This is a genomic window from Pseudarthrobacter sp. AL07, assembly GCF_029960665.1.
Lineage (GTDB): Bacteria > Actinomycetota > Actinomycetes > Actinomycetales > Micrococcaceae > Arthrobacter.
The window spans coordinates 220,605-243,368 of sequence record NZ_JASBRB010000003.1; the positions used below are offsets into that span (position 1 = coordinate 220,605).

16 protein-coding genes, 2 tRNA genes and 1 pseudogene are annotated in these 22,764 nt (G+C 64.8%); 7 read left to right on the plus strand and 12 right to left on the minus strand.

What is annotated here, in order from left to right; genetic code table 11:
- Nucleotides 1-177 precede the first annotated feature (177 nt).
- The 5 genes from QK290_RS04695 to QK290_RS04715 are packed head-to-tail and all read right to left on the minus strand — an operon-like array spanning nt 178 to nt 6,032.
- The gene (locus tag QK290_RS04695; protein ID WP_282329526.1) at nt 178-1,119 is read right to left on the minus strand and encodes an aldo/keto reductase; all 942 of its coding nucleotides are present in this window, start codon (nt 1,117-1,119) and stop codon (nt 178-180) included.
- The gene (locus QK290_RS04700) at nt 1,119-2,831 is read right to left on the minus strand and encodes a glycoside hydrolase family 13 protein (protein ID WP_282329527.1); all 1,713 of its coding nucleotides are present in this window, start codon (nt 2,829-2,831) and stop codon (nt 1,119-1,121) included. The genes QK290_RS04695 and QK290_RS04700 overlap by 1 nt, the downstream gene beginning before the upstream one ends.
- Before the next feature lie 53 nt (nt 2,832-2,884).
- Nucleotides 2,885-3,769, minus strand: coding sequence for a carbohydrate ABC transporter permease (locus QK290_RS04705; protein ID WP_282329528.1), 885 nt, complete (start codon nt 3,767-3,769; stop codon nt 2,885-2,887).
- The gene (locus tag QK290_RS04710) at nt 3,769-4,704 is read right to left on the minus strand and encodes a sugar ABC transporter permease (protein WP_282329529.1); all 936 of its coding nucleotides are present in this window, start codon (nt 4,702-4,704) and stop codon (nt 3,769-3,771) included. Before QK290_RS04710 ends, QK290_RS04705 begins: the two co-directional genes overlap by 1 nt.
- A 26-nt stretch (nt 4,705-4,730) precedes the next feature.
- Complete coding sequence (locus tag QK290_RS04715; protein WP_282329530.1) at nt 4,731-6,032, minus strand: extracellular solute-binding protein; 1,302 nt, start codon at nt 6,030-6,032, stop codon at nt 4,731-4,733.
- 223 nt (nt 6,033-6,255) lie between these two features.
- Between QK290_RS04715 and QK290_RS04720 the strand changes: the two genes are divergently transcribed.
- Nucleotides 6,256-7,458 (plus strand): ROK family transcriptional regulator, encoded by a 1,203-nt coding sequence (locus tag QK290_RS04720; protein WP_282329531.1) that lies wholly within the window; start codon nt 6,256-6,258, stop codon nt 7,456-7,458.
- A gap of 114 nt (nt 7,459-7,572) precedes the next feature.
- Here QK290_RS04720 and QK290_RS04725 read toward each other — a convergent pair whose 3' ends face one another.
- Nucleotides 7,573-8,229: an SDR family oxidoreductase gene (locus QK290_RS04725; RefSeq protein ID WP_282329532.1), complete on the minus strand. Its 657-nt coding sequence runs from the start codon at nt 8,227-8,229 to the stop codon at nt 7,573-7,575.
- Nucleotides 8,230-8,303: 74 nt separating this feature from the next.
- Nucleotides 8,304-8,861: a dihydrofolate reductase family protein gene (locus QK290_RS04730; protein ID WP_282329533.1), complete on the minus strand. Its 558-nt coding sequence runs from the start codon at nt 8,859-8,861 to the stop codon at nt 8,304-8,306.
- A 128-nt stretch (nt 8,862-8,989) separates the two neighbouring features.
- Here QK290_RS04730 and QK290_RS04735 point away from each other — a divergent pair, with 128 nt between their 5' ends.
- Nucleotides 8,990-10,375: a protein kinase gene (locus tag QK290_RS04735; protein ID WP_282329534.1), complete on the plus strand. Its 1,386-nt coding sequence runs from the start codon at nt 8,990-8,992 to the stop codon at nt 10,373-10,375.
- Nucleotides 10,376-10,447: 72 nt separating this feature from the next.
- Here QK290_RS04735 and QK290_RS04740 read toward each other — a convergent pair.
- The 4 genes from QK290_RS04740 to QK290_RS04755 all read right to left on the minus strand — a co-directional run bounded on the left by QK290_RS04740 (nt 10,448) and on the right by QK290_RS04755 (nt 14,113).
- Nucleotides 10,448-10,521, minus strand: a tRNA-Met gene (locus QK290_RS04740).
- A 62-nt stretch (nt 10,522-10,583) separates the two neighbouring features.
- Nucleotides 10,584-10,655, minus strand: a tRNA-Thr gene (locus QK290_RS04745).
- A gap of 235 nt (nt 10,656-10,890) precedes the next feature.
- Nucleotides 10,891-13,053 carry a DEAD/DEAH box helicase gene (locus tag QK290_RS04750; protein WP_282329535.1) on the minus strand — a complete coding sequence of 721 codons (2,163 nt, stop codon included), beginning with the start codon at nt 13,051-13,053 and terminating at the stop codon, nt 10,891-10,893.
- 406 nt (nt 13,054-13,459) lie between these two features.
- Complete coding sequence (locus QK290_RS04755; RefSeq protein ID WP_282329631.1) at nt 13,460-14,113, minus strand: MOSC domain-containing protein; 654 nt, start codon at nt 14,111-14,113, stop codon at nt 13,460-13,462.
- Between the two features lie 182 nt (nt 14,114-14,295).
- Here QK290_RS04755 and QK290_RS04760 point away from each other — a divergent pair, with 182 nt between their 5' ends.
- The 4 genes and pseudogenes from QK290_RS04760 to QK290_RS04775 all read left to right on the plus strand — a co-directional run bounded on the left by QK290_RS04760 (nt 14,296) and on the right by QK290_RS04775 (nt 18,796).
- The gene (locus QK290_RS04760; protein WP_282329536.1) at nt 14,296-14,889 is read left to right on the plus strand and encodes a Tat pathway signal protein; all 594 of its coding nucleotides are present in this window, start codon (nt 14,296-14,298) and stop codon (nt 14,887-14,889) included.
- Nucleotides 14,890-14,891: 2 nt separating this feature from the next.
- The gene (locus tag QK290_RS04765; protein ID WP_282329537.1) at nt 14,892-16,103 is read left to right on the plus strand and encodes a glutathionylspermidine synthase family protein; all 1,212 of its coding nucleotides are present in this window, start codon (nt 14,892-14,894) and stop codon (nt 16,101-16,103) included.
- Nucleotides 16,104-16,134: 31 nt separating this feature from the next.
- Complete coding sequence (locus tag QK290_RS04770) at nt 16,135-17,661, plus strand: APC family permease (protein ID WP_282329538.1); 1,527 nt, start codon at nt 16,135-16,137, stop codon at nt 17,659-17,661.
- A 9-nt stretch (nt 17,662-17,670) separates the two neighbouring features.
- Nucleotides 17,671-18,796: pseudogene (locus tag QK290_RS04775) on the plus strand (acyl-CoA dehydrogenase family protein).
- A gap of 19 nt (nt 18,797-18,815) precedes the next feature.
- On the opposite strand, the gene QK290_RS04780 reads toward QK290_RS04775, so the two are convergent.
- Nucleotides 18,816-19,427, minus strand: coding sequence for a TetR/AcrR family transcriptional regulator (locus QK290_RS04780; RefSeq protein ID WP_282329539.1), 612 nt, complete (start codon nt 19,425-19,427; stop codon nt 18,816-18,818).
- Between the two features lie 172 nt (nt 19,428-19,599).
- Between QK290_RS04780 and QK290_RS04785 the strand changes: the two genes are divergently transcribed.
- Nucleotides 19,600-22,761, plus strand: a complete 3,162-nt coding sequence (locus tag QK290_RS04785; RefSeq protein WP_282329540.1) for a glycoside hydrolase family 2 TIM barrel-domain containing protein — start codon at nt 19,600-19,602, stop codon at nt 22,759-22,761.
- Nucleotides 22,762-22,764: the final 3 nt, after the last annotated feature.

The window sequence follows — 22,764 nt, forward strand, 5'->3', positions numbered from 1 at the left end:
GGACTTGCCGGCGTTCCGACCATCGATCAGGTGATGGAAGCCCTGACGAACCACGGCCTCTGACACTTACCATCAGCGTTCCGTCTTGCCGTGACCAACTCATAAGGCTTCCCCCGTGATCGAGCCTGACGAGCTAGTGTCAAAACTCTGGATCTCGACAGGCTCGATCACCGGGGCTCAGGGGAGGGTGCTGCCCCGTGCCGCAACCCATAGCCCGTACCAGTGGGCCCGGGTCATGGCCTCCGCAACGCGGGCGGCGTCCGCGCAGGCCGCGATTCTCGCCGGATTCACGGTGCCGATCACGGGCGCGATGCCGGCCGGATGCTTCATCAGCCAGCCCAGAAGGACAGCCTCCCCCGTGGTGCCGTACTGACCGGCAAGCTCCGCAACCATCGCGGCCGCGGCAGTCTCGGCCGCCGTCGGGTTTTCCGGAGCTGCCCCGGTGTACAGGCCCTGCGCCAGCGCACCGTAAGCCTGGACGGTGACGCCGTTGCTGCTGCAGTACTCCAGGGTCCCGTGCGGGAAGCTGTAATCCACCGACTCCGGATGGTTCACCAGCACCTGGCTCTCCAGCCAGGCCCGCTTCAGCAGGCTCATCTCCAGCTGGTTGGCCACCACCGGCGCCTCCAGCCGTTCCTGCAGCGCATCGATCTGCGCGCCGGACATGTTGGACACCCCTAGCGCCCGTATCCTGCCGTCAGCCACAAGTTGCCCGACGGCGGCCGCCACCTCCGCCAGGTCCGTCAGGGGATCGGGGCGGTGCAGCAGGAGGACGTCCACGTAGTCCGTCTGCAGTCTCTTCAGGCTTCCGTCCACCCGTTCCAGGATGGATTCCCGGCTGAGGTCATAGTGCGTGGCCAGCCCGCGTTCGTTGAGGCGGATCCCGCACTTGGTCTGCAGCCGGATCCGGTCGCGCAGGCCGGGCGTTGCCGCCAGCACCTCGCCGAACACCGCTTCAGACTTGCCGCTGCGGTAGATGTCTGCGTGGTCGAACAGCGTAATGCCGGCATCCAGTGCGGCCTCGACGGCGGCAGCGGCTTGGTCCACATGTTCGGTTCCGTGCGGTTCGTCGGTCCAGCTGCCGCCCAGGCCCATGCAGCCGTAGATGAGTTCCTGCATCAGCGCAGCCAGGCGGTGCTGTTGGCGCCCAGTTTGCCGTCTTCCAGCGCTGAGCTGCTCACTAGCAGCGCTCCTCCCGGCAGTTCGACGGCGGTGTCCCCGAAGTTGGTAACGGACTGCCAGCCGCCGGGGCGTCGGAAATGCAGGACCTCGGGGTTGCCGGTCTCCACCCACTCCAGCTCCTCGTTGGCCTGCAGTTCGCGGCGCAGCTTCAGGGCCGTGCGGTACAGCTCCAGGGTGGAGTTTTCGGTACCGTCCTGCGCCTCCACCGCGTACTTGCTGAACCACTGCGGCTGCGGCAGGTGCGCGCCGCCGTCGCCAAAGCCGAAGGAGGTCCCTTCAACCTTCCAGGGCAGGGGCACGCGGCAGCCGTCACGGCCCACCTCGACACCCCTGCTCCGGAAGAACGCGGGGTCCTGGCGCTCGGAGTCCGGAATCTCCGCCACTTCCTGCAGGCCCAGCTCCTCGCCCTGGTACAGGTAGGCCGACCCGGGCACAGCGAGCATCAGCAGGGTGGCGGCGCGGGCACGGCGCTCGCCAAGGTCCACGTCGAGTTCCTCCTTGGGGCCGCCGGCCAGCAGCCAGCCCTTGCCGTCCTGGCCCTTGGCGTGCTTCTTGCCCTTGGACGCCTTGGGCAGGCCGTAGCGCGTGGCATGCCGGACGACGTCGTGGTTGGAGAAAACCCAGGTGGAGGACGCCCCGGTCGCGGCGGCTTCGGCGAGGTTGCGGGTGATGATTTCGCGGAAATCCTCGGCGTTGAAGTCGGCCTGGAGCAGGTCGAAGTTGAAGGCCTGGCCGAGGCCCTCCGGGCTGGCGTAGCGGGCACGGCGGGTGGCATGCACCCAGGCTTCGGCGACGGCGGTGCGTGGGGGGTTGTATTCGTTGAAGACTTCGCGCCATTCGACGTAGATGTCGTGCACGTCGTCGCGGTCCCAGAACGGGTGCGAACCGTCGTCGAACCCGTCGGTACCGGTGTTGGCCTCGGTCAGCTCCAGCTTGGAGAGGAGCGGCTCGGTGAGGTCCTTGGTGAGGGCGTGGGCCACGTCCACGCGGAAGCCGTCCACGCCGCGGTCGGACCAGAAACGCAGGGTCTTCAGGAAGTCATCGCGGACCTCCCGGCTGGCCCAGTTCAGGTCCGGCTGCTCCTTGGCGAAGATGTGCATGTACCACTGCCCGGGGGTTCCGTCGGGCTCGCTGATGCGTTCCCAGGCGGGTCCGCCGAAGACGGAGTCCCAGTCCGACGGCGGAAATTCGCCGTTGGGTCCTTTACCGTCACGGAAGATGTAGCGCTCACGCGCGGCGGAACCCTTCGGCGAGGCTAGTGCCTCCTTGAACCAGTTGTGCCGGTTCGAGGAGTGGTTGGGGACAATGTCGGCGATCAGCTTGATGCCGGCGGCGTGCAGCGCTTTGGCCATCTCGTCGAAGTCCGCCAGCGTGCCCAGTTTGGGGTCCACGTCGCGGTAGTCGTCAACATCGTATCCACCATCGGCGAGGGCTGACGGGTAGAACGGGCTGAGCCATACGGCGTCGATGCCCAGTTCCCGCAGGTACGGGACCCTGGCCGTGATGCCCTTGATGTCACCCATGCCGTCCCCGTTTGAATCGGAAAAACTGCGGGGATAGATCTGGTAAACCGCGGCCTGGCGCCACCAGTTGGGATCGGCCAGACGGTCGGAATCGGACAGGGTTGCCAGCGTGGCAGTGGTGGACAAAGGATGATCCTTTTCTCTTGTTTGGGTTGTTCTTGCTGGGTGAATAAGTCTGGCTATTTAACGGCCCCGCGCATGACTCCGGACAGTACCCAACGTTGGGCCAGGATGTAAACCACCAAGGTGGGCGCCATGGCCATCAGGTAGGACGCGAACGCGAGGCTGTAGTTGGTGTTGAACTCGCCCTGGAACAGCATTTGGACCACGGGGAGGGTCTGCAGGGCCGGGTCGGCGATCATCATCTGCGGCAGCAGGAAGTCGTTCCACGAACCCAGGAAGGCGAAGATGCCTACTGTGGCGTTCATGGGAGCCAGCAGCGGGAAGATGACCTTGCGGAACACCTGCCAGGTGGTGGCGCCGTCCATCCGGGCCGATTCCTCCAGTTCCGCCGGAATGGAGCGGACGAAGGCGATGTACAGCAGCGCGTTAAACGAGATTCCGCCCAGCACGTGCAGGAAAACGACGCCGGCCGGGTTGTCCAGGCCAAGGAGTGCTGTCTGCTTGATCAGGGGAAGGATGATCACGGGAAACGGGATGAACATGGCGGACAGGAGGTACACAAAGGAACCGCGGAAGAAGCGGTGGTTCCAGTTCCGCGCGATGGCGTAGGCCACCAGCGAGCTGCAGGCAAGCGAGCCCAGGACGCTGAAGACGGTGACAAAGGCCGTGGACATAAAGGCACGCGGGAAGTTGGTAGCGACGTACGCCGCGGCGAAGTTCTCCCAGTTCATCGGGTTGGGCCAGGCCAGGCCGGTCCCGGTGCCGATCTGGTCCGGGGACTTCAGGGCCATGGCCACGGTGAAGTACAGCGGCAGCAGGACTGTCAGGGATGCCACCAGCATGAGGGCGGTGAGCCACCAGTTGATTTTGAAGCCCTCGCGGCCGGACGGGCGTTTTGTGAGGACACGGGTTCTGCGCTGTGGAAGTAGTGATGCGGTCATTAGAGGGATACCCCCCGGCGCTGGATGAGGCGCAGCTGGATGACGGAGATCAGCAAGGTGATCAGGAAGTAGATGACGGCATTTGCCATCTGGTAGGAGTAGTCGCCGCCTGTGAAGCCGGAGAAGATGCGCATGGCCACCGACTGGGTTGCCATGCCCGGCCCGCCGCCGGTGAGGCCCACGATGATCTCGTAAGTCCCCAGGAATCCCTTGAAGCCGAGGATCACATTGATGACGAGGTAGCCGAGGATGAGGGGCAGTGTGAGGCTGAGGAACTGCCGGAAACTGCCCGCGCCGTCCAGGTCAGCGGCGTCGTAGACTTCGGCGGGCACGCTCTGGAGACCCGCGAGGTAAATGATGGTCGCCCCGGGCGCGGCCTGCCACACCGTGACCAGGACAATGGCCAGCCAGGCGAGGCTTTCGTTGGCCAGGATGCTCGTGGCCAACGGGGTGACGCCGAACCGCTCGGCCAGCACCGGAAGGGTGTTCGAGAACAGGTAGTTGAATACGAAGGACACAACCAGAGCGGACAGCACCATGGGGATGAAGAACACGGTGCGGATACCGGTGCGCCACTTGATTTTCGCATTCAGTCCCAAGGCGATCGCGAGGGCCACGATATTGACTACCACCGTGGTGGTCAGCGCGAATACAAACGTGAAGATGTAGGACTGCAGGATTGCCGGATCCTTGAAGATGTTCACATAGTTGGCGAAGCCGATGAACGTCCATTCTCCGTAGCCGGCGTAGTTTGTCAGGCTGAAAAAGACGCCTACCAGCGCAGGAAGGGTGATGAAAAAGGCGAAGAGTGCCAGTACCGGCACCACCATCCAGTAATACGTGGGGTCGATCCGTCGCGGGGACCGTCGCACGTTGGTCTCGGCCGGGCGTTCCGGACTGGGGCCGACCTTCGCCACGGTGGACGTCGTTGTCATGGGGACTCCTGGAATCGTGGTGGGCATCAGACCGCCGTCCTTTCGGCGACGCGGCGCCATTCGTCGTCGAGAGCGGCGAGGAACTGGTCGCCGTTCTTGCTGTACACAAAAGACTGGATGTAGTTGTGCAGTGGCACCGACGGCGGGAAGTATGTGCCGGCGCCCTGGTAGTAGCGGGCTTTTCTGACCGATTCGTCCAGTCCGCTGATCTGCGGGTTGGTCACCGGCGGGGCGTCCTTGAGCGGCGAGAAGGCGGCGTTCTTTTCGTTGTACGTGTTCACTACTGAGGGTTCCAGCAGGTAACCGACGAAACGCCGGGCCGCAGCCATATTGGGAGTGTTCCTGGTGATGGACAGTGCCATGTCCACGTTCACCCTTGCCTTGGTTTCCTCCGGGTTGTTCGTTACGGGCAGGGGGAATGTACCCACCCTGATGTCCTTGTTGGCCGAAACCAGCTGCGACAGGGCCCAGGGTCCTTGGAGGTACATGGCGGCCTGTCCTTTGGCGAAGGCAGCATTTCCGTCCGCGTAGTTCTTGCTGCTGGCGCCATTCTGGGAATAGGAAACGAGCTGGAGCATCTGGGGCAGCGCGGGCCCGAAGTTGGTGGTGAAGGATTCGGCGGCTTCCGCGCTGATATCGGCACCCTTGGCATTGATCCTGGTGAAAAATTCCGCCGAGTCCAGTGAACCGCCGGAGACGTAGTCGAACATGCCCTGTGCCAGGGTCCAGGAGTCTTTGAACGTTCCGTAAATCGGCGTGATGCCGGCCGTCTTGAAGGTTTCACAGGCTGCCACGAATTCGTCCCAGGTGGTGGGGACGGCTACGCCATTGGCGTCGAAGATGTCCCGGTTGTAGATGACGCCGGCCGCAGCCAAGGAGAACGGCAGGGCGCTGACCTCGTTGCCGTTGTACTGGCCCCAAGAGCTGATGAGCTCCTGCATCTCAGGATCAATGGTGGACGCTGCGGGGAGGTCGCTGAGGTCGGCGAAGATGCCCTTCTTCACGAAGTCGGCAGTTGCCTTCGCGAAGCCTCGGGTCACGACGTCGGGCGGATCGTTCCGGACCAGGCCGGGCACGAAGTTGCCCTCGTTGAAGTCTTGGATCACGCGGATATCAGGATTGAGCGCCTCGAAGTCCTTGATGACCTGGTCGAAGTAGTTCACCACCTCCGGCTTGTTCTGCATGAAGCGGAGAGTGGTGACACCGTTCTGCTGGCCTGCGTTGCCGGCACAGCCGGAGAGCGGAATGAGGGCTGCCACCCCGGCCAGACCGGCTACCCGGAAGAGGGAGCGTCTGCTGGGCAGCATTGCCGGAACAGCGGCTTTCACAGGGCAGAGGCTGACGTACGGGACTGACGGGGCCGCGGCTTGGGCGGGAGTGGGCAATGCTTCGGGATGCGGTTCACGGTTGCTCCTTTGCAAAGGCTGAGTGAAGGGCTGGGGTGCCAGTGGTCGGCGGCCGTCCGGCCCACATAGCTTGGAGTGTTTATTTGGAATCTAAATTTAGTTCCTCAAGTATTATGTGGTGCAGAGCACAGAGAGGTCAACACCCATGACTGAAATATCCGTGGCAACGCCCCAATTACTACGTCGGGTGAGTGCCGGAGCCGTCCTTGACTTCATGCGCGCCTCAGAAGCGGTGACTGTCACCGAAGTCATGGAGGCCACCGGACTCACGCGGGCCACGGCCATTGCGGTATGTGAGGACCTCATGCAGCGGGGCTGGATCCGCGAACTGGAGAACCAACGGGCATTTGGTGGCTATCAGAAGGGCCGGCCGGCACGGCGGTTCGAGCTCAGCGAACGAGCCGGCTACGTGCTTGGCATGGACGTGGGTGTCTCCAAGGCCACCGTCGTGGTGTCGGATCTCCGTGGGAAGGCAATCGGCAGGGCCAGCCAGCCGTTCGCGGAAGCCGAAATCCCTGCCGAGGAACGTATTGCTGTGATTGACCGCACCGCCATGATGGCACTGCACGGCGTGGGCGCTTCGCCGGATTCCGTCCTGGCCGTCTGCGCCGGCGTTGCGGCGCCAGTTGACCGTAACGGCGAGGTGCTGGTGACGCAGCACTTCTGGGGACTGTTCGACGTCGACCTGAAGGCTGCGCTGCGGGACCGGCGGGGTTGGACGGTACTACTCGAGAACGACGCGAACCTGGCCGCACTCGGCGACCGCTGGAGGGGCGCGGCTGTCGGGGTGGACGACGTCGTGGTCATCCTTGCCAGCGAGCGCCTCGGCTCGGGAGTGATCGACGGCGGGCGGCTGCTGCACGGTCGGGGAGGAGGCGCCGGCGAACTCGCCTTCCTCGACATGGTGGAGGGTGTGGGAGATACCTACGGCATCGCCGCACTTGCAAGGACGTGGGCAGCAGTCGCCCTTGCCGGCAAGGCCAAAACATCTCTCCGGGACTTTGCCGCCGAAGGCGTCGAAGCGGAGCAGGTCTTCGCGGCTGCTGCCAACGGAGATGCCGTGGCGCGGGCGATCCTCGAACGGCTGGCCGACAGGATGGCCCGGGTCATCGGGGCCGTGTCGACCATCATCAACCCGGAACTGGTGGTCATCGGCGGCGCCGTGGCAAAATCTGCCGGCGTGCTGCTTGGGCCGATCGCCGAACGCCTCAAGGAATACACTGTCACTCCCGCGCGGGTGGCGGTTTCCCCGCTGGGCGATTCGATCGTGACCGTCGGCGCCGTACGGTGCGCCCTCGACTACGTGGAAAAAAACACCCTGGACCTGGAGCTCGCGGTACCGGCTTAAGCTGCGTGCTCCAACGGCGCGAAGGGACAGTTGAGGCCCCGGATCCGCATCGATTCCAGGGCCTCAACTGTCCCTTCGCGCTGTGTTATTCCAGCGTTGCGGCCGGCCCCTCGGCTACGGCTGCGGCTCCAGGGCGGCGGCAATCGGGAGTGTGCCGTCACGGAATTCGATGGTCCTCCCCGCCGTTTCCGGCAGGTCAAGCACGGCTGCTGCCACACTGGCCGTGTTGCTGCGCGAGGTTGCCCGGCTGCCGTCCGTTCCGGGGTCCACTTCGATGAGCCCTGTCCCCGGCTGGTCCGTCAGCGTCCCCGGACCCAGGATGGTCCAGGCCAGTGCGGTGCCGCGCAGATACTCATCCGCCGCCGCCTTGGCGTCCGCGTAGGCAAAGAAGCTGTTCTCCGCCGGGACGCCGTGGTCCGGCCCCGCGCCCAGGTAGGACACCATGATGTACCGCCCGACGCCGGCCTCCGACGCCGCGTCCATGGACCGGATGGCTGCGTCACGGTCCACCGCATAAGTGCGGTCCGGACTTCCTCCCCCGGCCCCGGCGGACCAGACGACGGCGTCATGGTCCTTGAGGGCGTCGGCGATTGCCGCCGTCGTCGAATTTTCAACATCCAGGACTGACGGCGTAGCTCCGGTTGCAGCGACGTCGGCCGCATGGTCCGGGTTGCGGATGATCGACGTGACGCTGTGACCTTCGGTTGTAAGAAGCGCGGACAGGTGGAGGGCCACTTTGCCGTGGCCGCCGATGATAACGATGCGGGTCATGCCCCCATTCTGCCCCTCGCGGCGGCGGGCAGGCGCATTTGCCGGCGGTATGTGGACAGCAGTCCTGGCCGCCGTCAGGAAAGCGTGCGGTAACGGAGGTAGACGACGCCGTTTCCAAAGGTGTGCTCTTCGAGGAGTTCAAGCCGCAGGCCCAGCCCGTCCGGCAGGAATCGCCGGCCTCCTCCCACTGCCACCGGGTTAAGGAACAAACGGCATTCCTCCACCAGTCCTGCCCGGAGCGCGGCGGCCGCCAAGATGGGGCCGGCGATGCTGATGTTCCCGTCAGTGACGTTCTTCAGGTCCCGGACGGCCTCGGGAGCAAAAATCCGCTCAATCCCGGTTTTGGCCGTGGATGCGGCGGTGAGGGTGGTGGAATAGACAACTTTCTCTGCCCTCTGCCACATCCGCGCATAGTCCCGGATATAGGCCGGGAGATCGGGAGTATCCATGGTTTCCCACACCGACATGACCTGGTACATACGGCGGCCGTAGAGGTAGGTTCCTACGTCGCGTTCGAGATCGTTGACGAAGGTATGCACCTCCTCGTCCGGCTCACTCCAGCTGAAGTTGCCGTCCCGGTCCGCCACATAGCCGTCCAGGGACGCGATGCCTGAGTAGAAAAGCTGGCCCATACGGCCCATTGTGCCGCCGCCCGCCCGCCGTTGGATAGATACCGCCGGGAACGCGGTATCAGACCCTGCGGATTGGCAGGCTAGTGGATGCTTTAGCGCCGGGCAACCCAAGAAAGTAAGGTTGCTGAGTGATCACTCCGGACAGCAGCCGCTCAGACATGTTCCTCGGCGGCCGTTACCGCGTCCTGGAGCGGATAGGCTCCGGCGCGATGGCCACCGTGTATCGGGCCGTGGATGAATTCCTTGGGCGTGACGTAGCTGTCAAAATCATCAGGAAACCAGCCCGCAGCACCAGCGGCGCAGGCGCGGACGACGATGAGGTGAAGATCCTGGCCCGCATGCATCATCACGGCCTGGTCACCCTTTTGGACGCCGGCGTAGACCGCTCCGTCCCTGGCCGGCCCAGGGTCTACCTGGTGATGGAACTGATCGATGGACCGGATCTGAAGCAGCGGCTTGGCAGCGGCCCGCTTGGCGCGCGCCACACCGCACAAATAGGGCGTGACCTCGCGGACGCTTTAGCCTATATCCATCGCAATGATGTCATCCACCGGGACGTCAAACCAGGCAATATCATGATCTTTGACTACCATAATGACGCCGCGAGAATGCGGGCGAAATTGACCGATTTCGGAATCGCGCGCATTTCAGAAACACCCAAAGATGCGGACGGTGCGTTTTTGGGGACCGCGGCCTACCTCAGCCCGGAACAGGCACGCGCTGAACCCGTTACTCCGGCCAGCGATGTTTATTCCCTCGGCCTGGTCCTGCTGGAGTGCCTGGCCGGAAAGGCAGCCTACCCCGGGGACCCACTGCAGAGCGCCGTCGCCCGGCTGTTCCAGGACCCTCCCATTCCTGCCGACATGGATCAGGACTGGAAGACACTGCTTGCCGCCATGACCGCGGCCGACCCGTTGGACCGACCCGCAGCCCGCGAAGTGTCCATGTCACTCGCTGAGCGGGTCTCAGCGGGCCGGGGCAAACGCAAGGTGGACCCCTCCATCATTCCCGACGACGAAGCCGACCGCATGGCCGCGGTGCACCGATACCGGGTCCTGGACACCCTGCCGGACGGCACCTTCGACAGAATAACCGCACTGGCAGCAAGGCTTTTCAACGTCCCGATAGCAATCGTAAGTATCGTCGATCATGATCGCATCTGGTTCAAGTCCCACCACGGGACCACGGTCGCGCAAGTCGCCCGGGACCCGGGCCTTTGCGCGTCAGCCATCATGCAGGGCGAGGTCTGGGTTGTGGAGAACGCACCCGAAGACCCACGGACACTCGCCAATCCCCTAGTCGCCGGAGATTTCGGCCTCGGTTTCTACGCCGGCGCACCGCTGAGGACCCGCGAGGGCTATAACCTAGGAACCCTGTGCATCCTCGACATCGCCCCGCGGACGATGACGCCGGCAGAAACGGCCACCCTGCAGGACCTGGCAGCGTTGGTCATGAATGATCTGGAACTGCGCCTCGCCAGCCGAAAATCAGCTCAAACCGTGCTGTCGCCCTAACCCCGGGCAGTGCGAACTATCGATAGTCGCCAAAAAGCCCCCGGAATCCGTGGATTCCGGGGGCTTAGCCTGTAGCGGTGGGGAGGCTCGATCTCCCGACCTCACGATTATGAGTCGTGCGCTCTAACCAACTGAGCTACACCGCCACGAATGAGAAAAACCTGCGCCAAGCCGGTCAAAAACCGCCTTGACACAGGCCCTCATCCAGAGCCCCCCACCGGAATCGATCCGGTGACCTCGTTCTTACCAAGAACGCGCTCTACCACTGAGCTAGGGGGGCAACGAGTAAATACTCTACCGGAAGATTTGGCCACCAACAAATCGGCTCCAGAACGGTGCGAAAGCGGCCAAAAATGCCGAAAATACGGGCTTCCTGGGGCCTTCGGGCGGACCATGCACGGGCCCGGGGACGGATCCCTGCGGACATGTGACCAAGCGAACATCAGCGGCAAGGTTAAAGCAGAACGGGCCGGCAGGAAGCCGGCCCGTTCTCAGTTCACTTTAGGAAGCAGTGGTTACCACTTGTTGCGGGGCTTGAAGCCGCCTTCGGTGCGCGGCTTGCGTGCCGCGTCCGTGCCCACGCTGCGCTCGTTGCGGTCGCTGAAGGAGCGGCCGCCACGGTCAGCGGAGCTACGCTCGCCGTCGGTCTTGCGGAATTCCTTCTTGAACCCGCCGTTGCCCTTGAAGTTGCCGCCACGCTCGCCACCGCCGGAGTAACCGCCACGGTCGCCGCCGCCACGGTTGCCCTGGTAACCGCCGCGGTCGCCGCCGCCACGGTTGCCCTGGTAGCCGCCACGCTCGCCGTCGCCGGAGGGCTTGCGGCCGTTGTCCAGCTCGAGGTGGATCAGCTCGCCGCCGATCCGGGTGCGGGACAGCGCCTTCAGCTGGTCGGCGCTAAGGTCCGCCGGGAGCTCCACGAGGGAGTGGTCGGCGCGAATGTCGATGCCGCCGATGTTGGCCGAGGAGATGCCGCCTTCGTTGGCAATGGCGCCCACGATGGAGCCCGGCATAACGCGCTGGCGGCGTCCGACGGCGATCCGGTAGGTGGCATTGCCTTCGGTGAGCGTACGGGTGGGGCCACGTGAGCCGAAGCCGTCCTTGGAGCGCTCGCGCTTCTGGAAATCGGGAGCTGCGGCCAGTTCCTTGACGAGCAGCGGCTGACCGCCCTGGGCCATCACGGCCAGTGCAGCAGCGATCTCCGAGGCCGGCACGTTGTGCTCTTCCTCGTAGGAGGAGATGAGGTCGCGGAACGCGGCAACGTCCTCGGACTCGAGGGTCTCCGTGATGCGCTCGGCGAACTTGCCCAGGCGCAGCGTGTTGACGGTCTCGGCCGTGGGCAGGTGCATCTGCTCCACCGGCTGGCGGGTTGCCTTCTCGATGGAACGCAGCAGGTACTTCTCGCGCGGCGTCATGAACAGGATGGCGTCGCCGGAACGGCCTGCACGGCCGGTGCGGCCGATGCGGTGGACGTAGGACTCGGTGTCGTGTGGGATGTCGTAGTTGACCACGTGGCTGATGCGCTCAACGTCAAGGCCACGGGCGGCGACGTCGGTGGCCACCAGGATATCGATGCGGCCTTCCTTCAGCGCCTCGACAGTGCGTTCGCGCTGCTGCTGCGGGATGTCGCCGTTGATGGCGGCAGCCTGGAAGCCGCGGGCCTTCAGCTTGTCAGCCAGGTCCTCGGTAGCCATCTTGGTGCGCACGAAGGCGATAACGCCGTCGAACTCTTCAACCTCGAGGATGCGCGTCAGGGCGTCAAGCTTGTGCGGGCCCATAACCTGCAGGTACCGCTGGCGGGTGTTGGCGCCGGTGGTGGTCTTGGACTTGACCGAGATCTCGGCCGGGTTGTTCAGGTACTGCTTGGACATCCGGCGGATCTGGCTCGGCATGGTGGCCGAGAACAGTGCAACCTGGCGGTCCGACGGGGTCTGCTGGAAGATCTGTTCCACGTCTTCAGCGAAGCCCATGCGCAGCATTTCGTCAGCCTCGTCCAGCACCAGGTACTGGAGCTCGGACAGGTCTAGGGAGCCCTTGGAGATGTGGTCGATCACACGGCCCGGAGTACCGACAACAACCTGGGCACCGCGGCGCAGGCCGGCGAGCTGGGGGCCGTAAGCGGAGCCGCCGTAGACGGGGAGGACGGTGAAGTCATCGATGTGCTTGGCGTACGAGGTGAAGGCCTCGGCGACCTGAAGCGCGAGCTCGCGGGTCGGAGCCAGGACCAGGGCCTGCGTCTTGCGTGACGGGCCGTGGAGGTCGTGGAGCTCAGCCAGGCGGGACAGCGCCGGTACTGCGAATGCTGCAGTCTTACCGGTGCCGGTCTGGGCGAGGCCCACAACGTCGCGGCCTTCAAGCAGCAGCGGGATGGTTGCTGCCTGGATGGGGGAAGGCTTTTCGTAGCCGACATCCTGCAGCGCAGCGAGGACGCGGGCATCGATGCCAAGATCGGCGAACTTGACGCCCTCTTCTTCGGCTTCCTCAGCCTTGGCGGGTGCCTCTTCGGTCTTAGCTTCTTCAGCCTTGGCTACGGGAGCTTCTTCAACCTTGGCGGGAGCGGCGGGGGCTTCAACTTCGGTGGCGGCGGGCTCTGCTGCGGGGGCAACGGCCTCGGTGAATTCGACAGCAACGGTTTCGGCAGTTACTGCTTCAGCGGTGGCGTCATTTTGATTTTCGGGCATAGGGAAATTTCCTCATCCATAGGGGGCCAGGCGGCACAACCCGAGGTGAGCGGAGCCGCAGTACGTGTGCCGTGGGTGCCGGGCATACATTGACCGGCCGGTCACTTAGAAGTCCGGCGCTTTCGCAATCCCGTGGCAGGACTTCCCGCTGCATCTCTTGGCTGCTATCCCAGCAGTCTGTACAGCGTTTTCTTTAGCCGGCTCTCCCTATGAAAATGCCCGCATCACAATAGCGGGCCCCAACACTTGCCAGTCCTGCCTCAAAAATTGGGCAGGAATAAGGGATTTCCGGAGTGGGGGATGTTTCAAGTGTAAGGTACAGATCCGCTTTGCGGCTAATTGAACGTACGACGGCGGCGGTGAGCTTGCGCACACGGCTCCCCTTCGTGGCATTTCAGCCAGTGGGCTACCGGGCCAACTGCCGCTGCAGCCGGGCAAACTCCTCCTGGTATTCGGGCTGCAGCCGGATCTCGCCGTCGGCGTCGGCGTCCCGCAACGCCTCCATCGACTCAAGGTCCGGTTCGTTGAACCATTTTCCGACGGTGATGCCGTGCCTTGGGACAAAAAGTCGGTGGATGTGGTCCCCTGCCCGGAAGGTGCCGGTACGGACCACACGGAGGTACGCGCCCACCAGGCCCGCTTCGGTAAAGCGCTTTACCCACTGCGGCTCTCCCATGCTGCGCTGGAAGGTGGCGCAGGGTGTGCGCGGGGAGGTGACCTCCACTTCGACGTCGAGACCGATCTTCCAGCGTTCCCCGATGACCGCGCCGGTGGTTTCGATTCCGGCTACGCGCAGGTTCTCACCGAAGATCCCCGGCGGAAGGTCGCGCTGAAGCTGGTTCATCCAGTAGTCGGCGTCCTTCTGGGAGTACGCGTAGAGGGCCTGGTCTTCACCGCCGTGGTGGACACGGCTCGCCTGGATATCACCATGGAGCCCCAGTTTGTGGACCTTGACAGGCCCTTCAACCGGCCGCTTGTCGATGGCCGTGACACCCACGCTCCCCTCGTCGGGCAGGAGCTGATGGACGCGGCAGACGGCAAGCACAGATGCGGTTTCCATGGCTCCAGTGTAGGTTCCCATGCGGACATTGAGCCCGGTCGGCAGTGTGGGGACTTCTCCCCCGGTTTCCGGCTGGCGCAGACGCTCGCAGCCAGCCAGGGCAGCGGCTAGGCTGAACTCAGGATTGAGCTTCCGGCGCACAGCTGCGCCCACATTCAGCATGGACTACCAGGGGGGACGTCATGGACCCGGAAATGGGCCAAGGCAACGGTCCGGACAGAGACCAGCCCAAAGACCAGGGCGCCGGTCAAGGCAAGGATCACGGCGTGCCGAAGCCGCCGCCCTGGCAGGTTCCCAAGCCGGAACTGCGCCCTGAACTCCTGAACGAACCCATTCCCACGGTTGATCCCTTCGCCCGTGACCGCGAGCGTCAGACCCATGATGCGGCCGCGCACAAAAAGCGTTCCCAGCGGCGGACCGTCGTGGTGGGGTTGGGAGTCACGGCCCTCCTTGCCGGCACCATCACCGCTGTTGTGGCCAGCAACCAGGATGAGGCCGACTACGCCCAGGTCTGCTTCAACGACGAAACCGGCGAGCGCGTGGAAGATACTCAGTGCAACAGCTCCGCCGGCCGCAGTGGCGCACTCTACGCATGGTACTTCTACTCCCGCGGCGCCAGCGTTCCCGGCGTAGGCCAGAACCGGTCCTCGTACCCGAGCTACACCAGCACCATCCCCAGCGGCGCCAAGGCTTCCACCGGGTACAGCACCAAGGGCGGAACAGTCAGCAGGGGCGGCTTTGGCAGCAGCTCCAAAGGCGGAAGCACGGGGGGCTAGGTGTGAAGCGGTTGTTATCGGAGCCCAGGCCTGACTGGAAGCAGAAGATCGAAGAGCAGGGCCTGGTCTTCTCCACCACCACCATGCCGGACGGTAAGAAGATTGAATACTGGAACGAGGCTGCCTACTACGAATTCACCATGGACGAGGTGGAGACGCTGGAGGTCACAGCCGAGGACACGCACAGGATGTGCCTGGAGGCGGCCAGGTTCCTGGCCACCGGTGCCATGGGGAACATCGGCATCGGCCCGCAGGCACTGGAGCTCGCGGCTGAGTCTTTGCAGGCCGCTGACTTGGATATCTACGGCCGCTTCGACTTTATCTATGACGGCCAGGGCGGACCGGCCAAGATGCTGGAGTACAACGCCGACACCCCCACGGGCCTGATCGAAGCCGCCGTGGCGCAATGGTTCTGGCTGCAGGACGTGTTCCCCGACAAGGACCAGTGGAACGGCATCCACGAAGCCCTGATCCGGCAGTGGAAGAAAATGCAGTACCGCACCGGCATGAGCACGCTGCACATTGCCCATTCGGAGGCTGAGGAGTCCGGCGAGGACTGGATGACGGCCGGATACATGCGGGACGTGGCCAGCCAGGCGGGCTGGACCACCATCGGCATCAACATGTCCGATATCGGCTGGGATCCCAACCTGAACCGCTTTGTGGACCTGGACAACTTCATGATCAGCACCATGTTCAAGCTGTACCCGTGGGAGCTGATGATGAAGGAGCCGTTCGGGCACCGGCTGCTGCAGCGCGCACACAATCCCCGCTGGGTGGAGCCTGCGTGGAAGATGCTGCTCTCCAACAAGGCCTTGCTGGCCGCGCTGTGGCACCTGTACCCGGACCACCCCAACCTGTTGCCCGCCTACCTCAACGAACCCGGACCCCTGAAGGACTGGGTGGCCAAGCCGCTGCACGGGCGCGAAGGCGACAACATCAAAATCCACGCCCCGGGCATCAGCCTGGAGCAGCCCGGCGGGTACGGCCGTGAGGGCTGGTGCTACCAGCAGTTCCACCCGCTGCCCGACTTCGACGGCAACCACCCCGTCCTGGGCCTCTGGGTGGTGGACGGCGAGTCCGTGGGCTGCGGGATCCGCGAATCGGACGGCCCCATCACCGACTACTTCTGCCGTTTTGTGCCCAACACCATTGACGCCCCGGCGCCGCTTTCAGCGCAGGCCCACTCCAGCAAAGCAGGTATTGCACTATGAGCCCCCTGAACTTCCCGAGCCCGGTGACCGTATGAGTGCGGAGACGACGACGGCGGGCGGCGCTTCCGGCGGACCCTCCGGCGGTGCCGTCCCCGCCAAGGGGCTCCACGCGGGAATCCTGGACCTCGGCGACTCGGTCATGCTGGGCCTCGCGTCCACGGCGCCCGTGTATTCGCTGGCCGCCACGCTGGGCCTGATCGTCGCCGTGAACGGAACCTACACTCCCCTGATCCTGGTCCTCGGGTTCATCCCTGTCCTGTTCATCGCCTACGCCTTCCGGGAGCTGAACAGCGCCATGCCGGATTGCGGCACCACGTTCACCTGGTCCCGCCGGGCGTTCGGTCCCTGGGCGGGCTGGCTGGGCGGCTGGGGTGTTGCCCTGGCCGGCATCGTGGTCCTGGCCAACCTGGCGCAGGTGGCAGGCCAGTACCTGTGGCTGCTGATCGGCGACGGCTCACTGGCCGAAAACAACGTGGTGGTCACGGCCACCGGTGTGCTGTTCATCGTCTTCATGACCCTGGTGAACTACCGGGGCATCCGGCTGGGTGAGCACGTCCAGCGGGTCCTGACGTACGTGCAGTACGTCTCGCTGGGCATCTTCGCGCTGGCCATCATTGTGCGGATCGCGGGCGGTGCGCCCGAGGGCCAGGCCTTCGACGTCGAGTGGTTCAACCCAGCCGGCGCCTTCGCGGACCCGTTCGCCGTGGTGCACGGGGCGCTCCTTGCCCTGTTCATCTATTGGGGCTGGGATACCTGCCTGGCCGTGAACGAGGAAACCGAAAACCCGACCACGACGCCGGGGCGCGGCGCCGTCATTTCAGCTTTTGTCCTGGTGGCCATCTACGTCTCGGTAGCCCTCCTTGTGATGATGTACGCCACCGTGGGTACCGAGGGCATTGGCCTGGGCAACGAAGCGAACCAGGCCGACGTCTTCCTGGCCATGAAGGACGTGGTTTTGGGTCCGTGGGGCTGGCTGATTGTGGTGGCCGTGCTGGCTTCGGTCCTGTCTTCCACGCAGACCACCATCCTGCCCACGGCCCGCGGCACCCTGTCGATGGGTGTTCACGGCGCGCTGCCGCCGAAGTTCGGCGAAGTCCATACCCGCAACCAGACCCCCGGATTCTCCACCCAGGTCATGGGCGCAGCGGCCGTGGCGTATTACGTAGCCATGAGCTTCCTCAGCGAAAACCTGCTCTCCGATTCCATCAGCGCCATCAGCCTGTTCATCGCGTTCTACTATGCACTGACCGGCTTCGCGTGCTTCTGGTATTTCCGCGGCACGCTGCGGGAATCGGCCCGCAATCTCTGGTTCCGGGGCATCTTTCCGCTGCTCGGTGCACTGATTCTCACCGCGGCGTTTTTCATTTCCGCCGTCCAGATGTGGGATCCGGCCTACGGTGACACCCAGATCTTCGGCGTCGGCGGGGCGTTTATCAGCGGCGTGGTGCTCCTGGCCCTGGGCGTTGTCCTGGCCGTTGTCTGCCGGCTCCTGCCGTCAACGCGGGAGTACTTCACCGGGAAGCCGACGGCGGCGTCCGCCAGCTCGACGTCGGCCTAAGATACTCAGATGAGCGACGCTGATGTCACTGCCCAAGTACCTGCCGCGCCGGACCCTTCGGACATCCTGGCCCTTGATGCGCTGCTGAGCTCGGACGAGCTGGAAGTTCGGCAGAGAATCCGCGACTTCACCGACCAGCGGATCAAACCAAACATCGCCCGCTGGTATGACGACGCCGCCTTTCCGCTGGAGCTCGCTCCCGAGCTCGGCGAGCTCGGCGTCCTGGGGATGCACCTGGAAGGGTACGGCTGCCCGGGCCGTTCCGCCGTCGAATACGGCCTGGCCGCGATGGAAGTTGAGGCCGGCGATTCCGGAATCCGGACCTTCGTCTCGGTGCAGGGGTCCCTGGCCATGACGGCGATCCATAAATGGGGTTCGGAGGACCAGAAGCAGGAGTGGCTCCCCCGGATGGCTGCCGGCGAAGTGATCGGCTGCTTCGCCCTGACCGAACCCACGGCGGGCTCCGACCCGTCCTCGATGACCACCTTTGCCCGCCGGGACGGCACCGGCGACAACGCCGGCTGGGTCCTGGACGGCGCCAAGCGCTGGATCGGGCTGGCGTCCGTGGCCGGGGTGATGGTGGTGTGGGCAAAAACCGACGACGGCGTCCGCGGCTTCCTGGTGCCGGCCGGCACGCCGGGTGTGACCACCACCCCCATCGCGCAGAAACTCTCCATGCGCGCTTCCATCCAGTGCGATGTGGCCTTCGACGGCGTCCGGCTGGGGTGCCATGGGCGCCGCGCGTGATTCCTACGAGGCCGCCCTGGCGTATTCGCAGGACCGGCTGCAGTTTGGCAAGCCGCTGGCCGGGTACCAGCTGACGCAGGAAAAGCTGGTGAATATGCTGCTGGAGATCCAGAAAGGCACCATACTGGCCTACTACCTGGGGCGCCTCAAAGACGAAAGGAAGCTGCGGCCCGAGCAGATCTCGCTGGGCAAGCTGAACAACGTGCGCGAGGCCATCAAGATCGCCCGGGAAGCCCGTTCCATCCCCGGCGGCAACGGCATCACGCTGGACTATTCGCCGCTGCGGCATGCTGCCAACCTGGAGTCAGTCCGCACGTACGAGGGCCCCGACGAGGTCCACCTTCTGGTGCTGGGCCAGCACATCACGGGCCTCGGCGCGTTCCGGTAAACATACCTGCCCCGCGTGGCTAATCGGGCAGGATGACCAGCCCAAGGTAGCCACGCAGGCACCCTGCCATGTCGACGCTATCGGGCGACAACAGCCACTGTGTTTGGATGCCGTCCCACAGGGCAATCAAGGATGCCGCGGCGGCTTCCGGTTCCACACCGGGGCGCAGCCGCCCTTCCTCGGCGAGCTGCGTGAACCGACGGGCGTAGCTCCCCCGCAACCGGTCAAATCGTTCGGTGAAAAATTCGCGCCCCGGATGGCCGTCCGTGACGGATTCCGCGCACAGCACGGTGTACAACTCAATGACGCCCGGGACTTCTTCATTGAAGCGGGCCTGGCGGATCACGGCGTCAACGAGCCCTTCCCCGGGATCGGGAGGTGTTGTGCCATCTCCGGTATTCGAGTCGCGCCAGTTGAGCACGGCAAGCAGCAGATCGCTTTTCGACGGGAAGTAATGCAGGAGGCTCGTCTGGCTCATGCCGAGGTGGTCTGCAACATCCTGCAAGGAGCCCCCGCGGTACCCGTGGGCCGCAAAGACTGCGTGCGCGGCAACAAGTATGGCTTGCCTGCGTTCCGTCGACTTCGCATATGGTCCCCTCCGGGACGGCCGCCCCGCCTCGTTTGTGGTCATGGCATGCCAGTGTACAGGCGGATTTGTGCGATAAATCAAAATTCGAGTCACTACTCGAATTTTGTGTTAGCCTTTCTCGTAACGGTCCCGGACGTGTCGGACCTCACAGTCTTGCCATGATGGTCCTGCAGCGCCTCTGGCGCGGCGGGCTGACAGAAGGAGCAGACCAGTAATGTCCCAGTTCACAGCGTCCGGCCGCACCGCCGACGTTTCCTACATCACTGACCGCGGACCGGGTTCGGGCCGGCGGACGGCCGCCCGCTCCTGGCTGCACACCACGGCTCCCACCCAGTCGCTCAACGGCAATTGGCGCTTCCGGCTCCTGCCTGGTGCACCCGGAACCCCCGGGGGCCGCGGCGTCCTGCCCGCCGGCGAGGCTGTGGAGAGCGTCGCGGAGGAGGCGTTCGATGACTCGTTATGGGACGAGATCGCCGTCCCGGCCCATTGGGTGCTGGAAGGCGACGGTCGCTACGGGCGGCCCATTTACACCAACGTCCAGTTCCCCTTCCCCACCGATGCGCCCAACGTCCCCGACGAGAATCCCACCGGCGACTACCGGCGCACCTTCGACCTCCCGGAATCATGGTCCGAAGCCGAGCGGATCCTGCTGCGGTTCGACGGCGTCGAATCGCGGTACAAGGTATGGGTCAACGGGGTGCCGATCGGCGTCGGCGTCGGGAGCCGGCTGGCTCAGGAATTCGATATAACCGATGCTGTGCGTTCGGGATCGAACGTGCTGGCCGTGCGGGTGCACCAGTGGTCGGCGTCGAGCTACCTCGAAGACCAGGACCAGTGGTGGATGCCCGGCATCTTCCGCGACGTGACGCTTCAGGCACGGCCGGCAGGCGGCATCGACGACGTCTGGCTGCGCACCTCGTTCAGCGGCTCCGGTGATTCCGGCGCCGGCACGATTGACCCTGAGATCACGGCAACCGGTGACGCCTTTCCGGTGACGCTGTCCGTTCCGGAGCTGGGCGTGGACGTCACGTGGAACTCCGCGGCGGACGTTGCCCCGGTGGCGATCAACGCCGTCGAACCGTGGTCTGCCGAGATCCCGCGGCTGTACGACGCAACGGTGGCCAGCGCTGCCGAGACGGTCTCGCTCCGACTGGGGTTCCGGACGGTGGAAATCGTGGGGGACCGCTTTCTGGTGAACGGCCGGCGTGTGGTGTTCCACGGCATGAACCGGCATGAGACGCATCCAGACCGGGGCCGCGTCTTCGACGAAGAGTTTGCCCGCACCGATCTGGCCCTTATGAAGCAGTTCAACGTCAATGCGATCCGCACCAGCCACTATCCGCCCCATCCCCGGTTGCTGGACCTGGCCGATGAAATGGGCTTCTGGGTGACTCTTGAGTGCGACCTCGAAACGCACGGATTCCATGCCCAGCAATGGGCCGGAAATCCCAGCGACGACCCCGCCTGGCGCGAAGCCTTTGTGGACCGCATCGAGCGCACCATTGAGCGCGACAAGAACCACCCCTCCATCGTGATGTGGTCGCTGGGCAACGAGGCTGGCACGGGTGCCAACCTCGCAGCCATGGCCGCGTGGGCCCATGCCCGTGACACCGGACGCCCCGTGCACTATGAGGGTGATTACAGCGGCGCCTATACGGATGTCTATTCGCGGATGTACTCCTCCGTGCCCGAGACTGAAGCGATCGGCCGGGACGGCTCCGGCTCCCTGCTGCTCGGCTGTTCCGCCGCCGAGTCGGCACGCCAGCGGACCAAACCCTTCATCCTGTGCGAGTACGTTCATGCGATGGGCAACGGCCCCGGTGCCATCGACCAATATGAGAACCTCGTTGACCGCTACCCACGGCTGCACGGTGGGTTCGTCTGGGAATGGCGGGACCACGGCATCCGCACACGCACGGCAGACGGAACCGAATTCTTCGCCTACGGCGGCGATTTCAACGAAGTCATCCACGACGGCAACTTCGTGATGGACGGAATGGTTCTCTCCGATTCGACACCGAGCCCGGGACTTTTCGAATACAAGCAGATCGTGGCGCCGATCCGATTGGGCTTCGGCACCGAGGTGCCCGTCGGAACGGCGTCCGACGGCGGTACGCGGCAGTTCATCACGGTCACCAATCTGCGGCACTCGGCGGACGCCTCCGACGTTGTGTTCCAGTGGCGGACTGAAGTGGACGGCATCCGCAGCGACTCGGGCGAACTGGCAGTTGCCGGCACGTCCGGCAAGGCTCTTGCGGCCGGCGAATCAGTGACCCTCGCGCTACCGGAGTTCACCGTCTCCGGGCCCGGGGAGCATTGGCTCACCGTTGAAGCCGTACTCCGCAAGGACACCGGCTGGGCTCCGGCCGGGCACGTGATTTCAGCGGCCCAGCTGGATCTCACGGCGCCTGCAGCCCCGGTCCAGGCGCCGCGGCCGCTGGCTTCCGCCGGCAGGACAGGCAGCCTGGCGGCCGGGCCTGCGGGTGCCGGTTCCGCTGGGGCCGGAACGGTAACCCTCGGACCCGCGGTCTTCGAGGAGGGCCGACTTGTGTCGCTGGGCGGTTTGTCGGTGGCCGGTCCCCGCTTGGAGCTCTGGCGCGCACCAACGGACAACGACGAGGGAGCCGGCGGCGGCAGTTACGATCTCGGCGACCCGTGGCTGAACAACGGAAACGGCGTGCCGGCTCCGACGTCGGCCTCGGTGTGGCGGACAGCAGGCTTGGACCGTCTGACTGCCCGGGTAGAAAAGGTCGCGGCGAACGATTCAGGCGTGGCGGTCCGGACGCGGTACGCGCCCGCGGACAGCGCCGACTCCGTGACGGTCGAAGAGCACTGGCAGCTCGCGGATGGGGAGCTGTGGCTGCGCCTGGACATTGTTCCCAGTGCCGGCTGGAACATGATCTGGCCGCGCATCGGGGTCCAGTTCGATTTGCCCGGCTCCGTGGACGGTGCCTCCTGGTTCGGCGCCGGACCGCGGGAATCGTATCCGGACAGCATGCACGCAGCACTGATCGGGCGGTATTCGGCGGCCATCGACGACCTCACAATCCCGTACGCGAAGCCGCAGGAAAGCGGGCACCGCAGCGCTGTGCGTTCACTCGAGCTGAACAACGCGGGCGCGCCCTGGCTGAAAATGGACACGGTGGCGGATGCCCGCGGGCGCCGGCCCGGTTTCACCCTGGCCCGTCACACGGCACAGGAGGTCAGCGCGGCGGCCCATCCCCACGAGTTGCCTCCAAGTGCGCACAGCTACCTCTACCTGGACGCCGCCCAGCACGGTTTGGGTTCACGGGCCTGCGGTCCGGACGTCTGGCCGGAGTTCGCGCTTCGCCCGGAGGCCCGCACGCTGACGCTGCGGATCGGGACTGCCGGGTAGAGG

Bases quoted from the DNA above. Each gene is read 5' to 3' on its own strand.
- QK290_RS04755 (WP_282329631.1), bottom strand. From the start codon at position 14,113: ATGGAAACCGCATCTGTGCTTGCCGTCTGCCGCGTCCATCAGCTCCTG.
- QK290_RS04730 (WP_282329533.1), bottom strand. From the start codon at position 8,861: ATGGGCCAGCTTTTCTACTCAGGCATCGCGTCCCTGGACGGCTATGTG.
- QK290_RS04695 (WP_282329526.1), bottom strand. From the start codon at position 1,119: ATGCAGGAACTCATCTACGGCTGCATGGGCCTGGGCGGCAGCTGGACC.
- QK290_RS04785 (WP_282329540.1), top strand. From the start codon at position 19,600: ATGTCCCAGTTCACAGCGTCCGGCCGCACCGCCGACGTTTCCTACATC.
- QK290_RS04750 (WP_282329535.1), bottom strand. From the start codon at position 13,053: ATGCCCGAAAATCAAAATGACGCCACCGCTGAAGCAGTAACTGCCGAA.
- QK290_RS04725 (WP_282329532.1), bottom strand. From the start codon at position 8,229: ATGACCCGCATCGTTATCATCGGCGGCCACGGCAAAGTGGCCCTCCAC.
- QK290_RS04770 (WP_282329538.1), top strand. From the start codon at position 16,135: ATGAGTGCGGAGACGACGACGGCGGGCGGCGCTTCCGGCGGACCCTCC.
- QK290_RS04705 (WP_282329528.1), bottom strand. From the start codon at position 3,769: ATGACCGCATCACTACTTCCACAGCGCAGAACCCGTGTCCTCACAAAA.
- QK290_RS04710 (WP_282329529.1), bottom strand. From the start codon at position 4,704: ATGACAACGACGTCCACCGTGGCGAAGGTCGGCCCCAGTCCGGAACGC.
- QK290_RS04780 (WP_282329539.1), bottom strand. From the start codon at position 19,427: ATGACCACAAACGAGGCGGGGCGGCCGTCCCGGAGGGGACCATATGCG.
- QK290_RS04760 (WP_282329536.1), top strand. From the start codon at position 14,296: ATGGACCCGGAAATGGGCCAAGGCAACGGTCCGGACAGAGACCAGCCC.
- QK290_RS04720 (WP_282329531.1), top strand. From the start codon at position 6,256: ATGACTGAAATATCCGTGGCAACGCCCCAATTACTACGTCGGGTGAGT.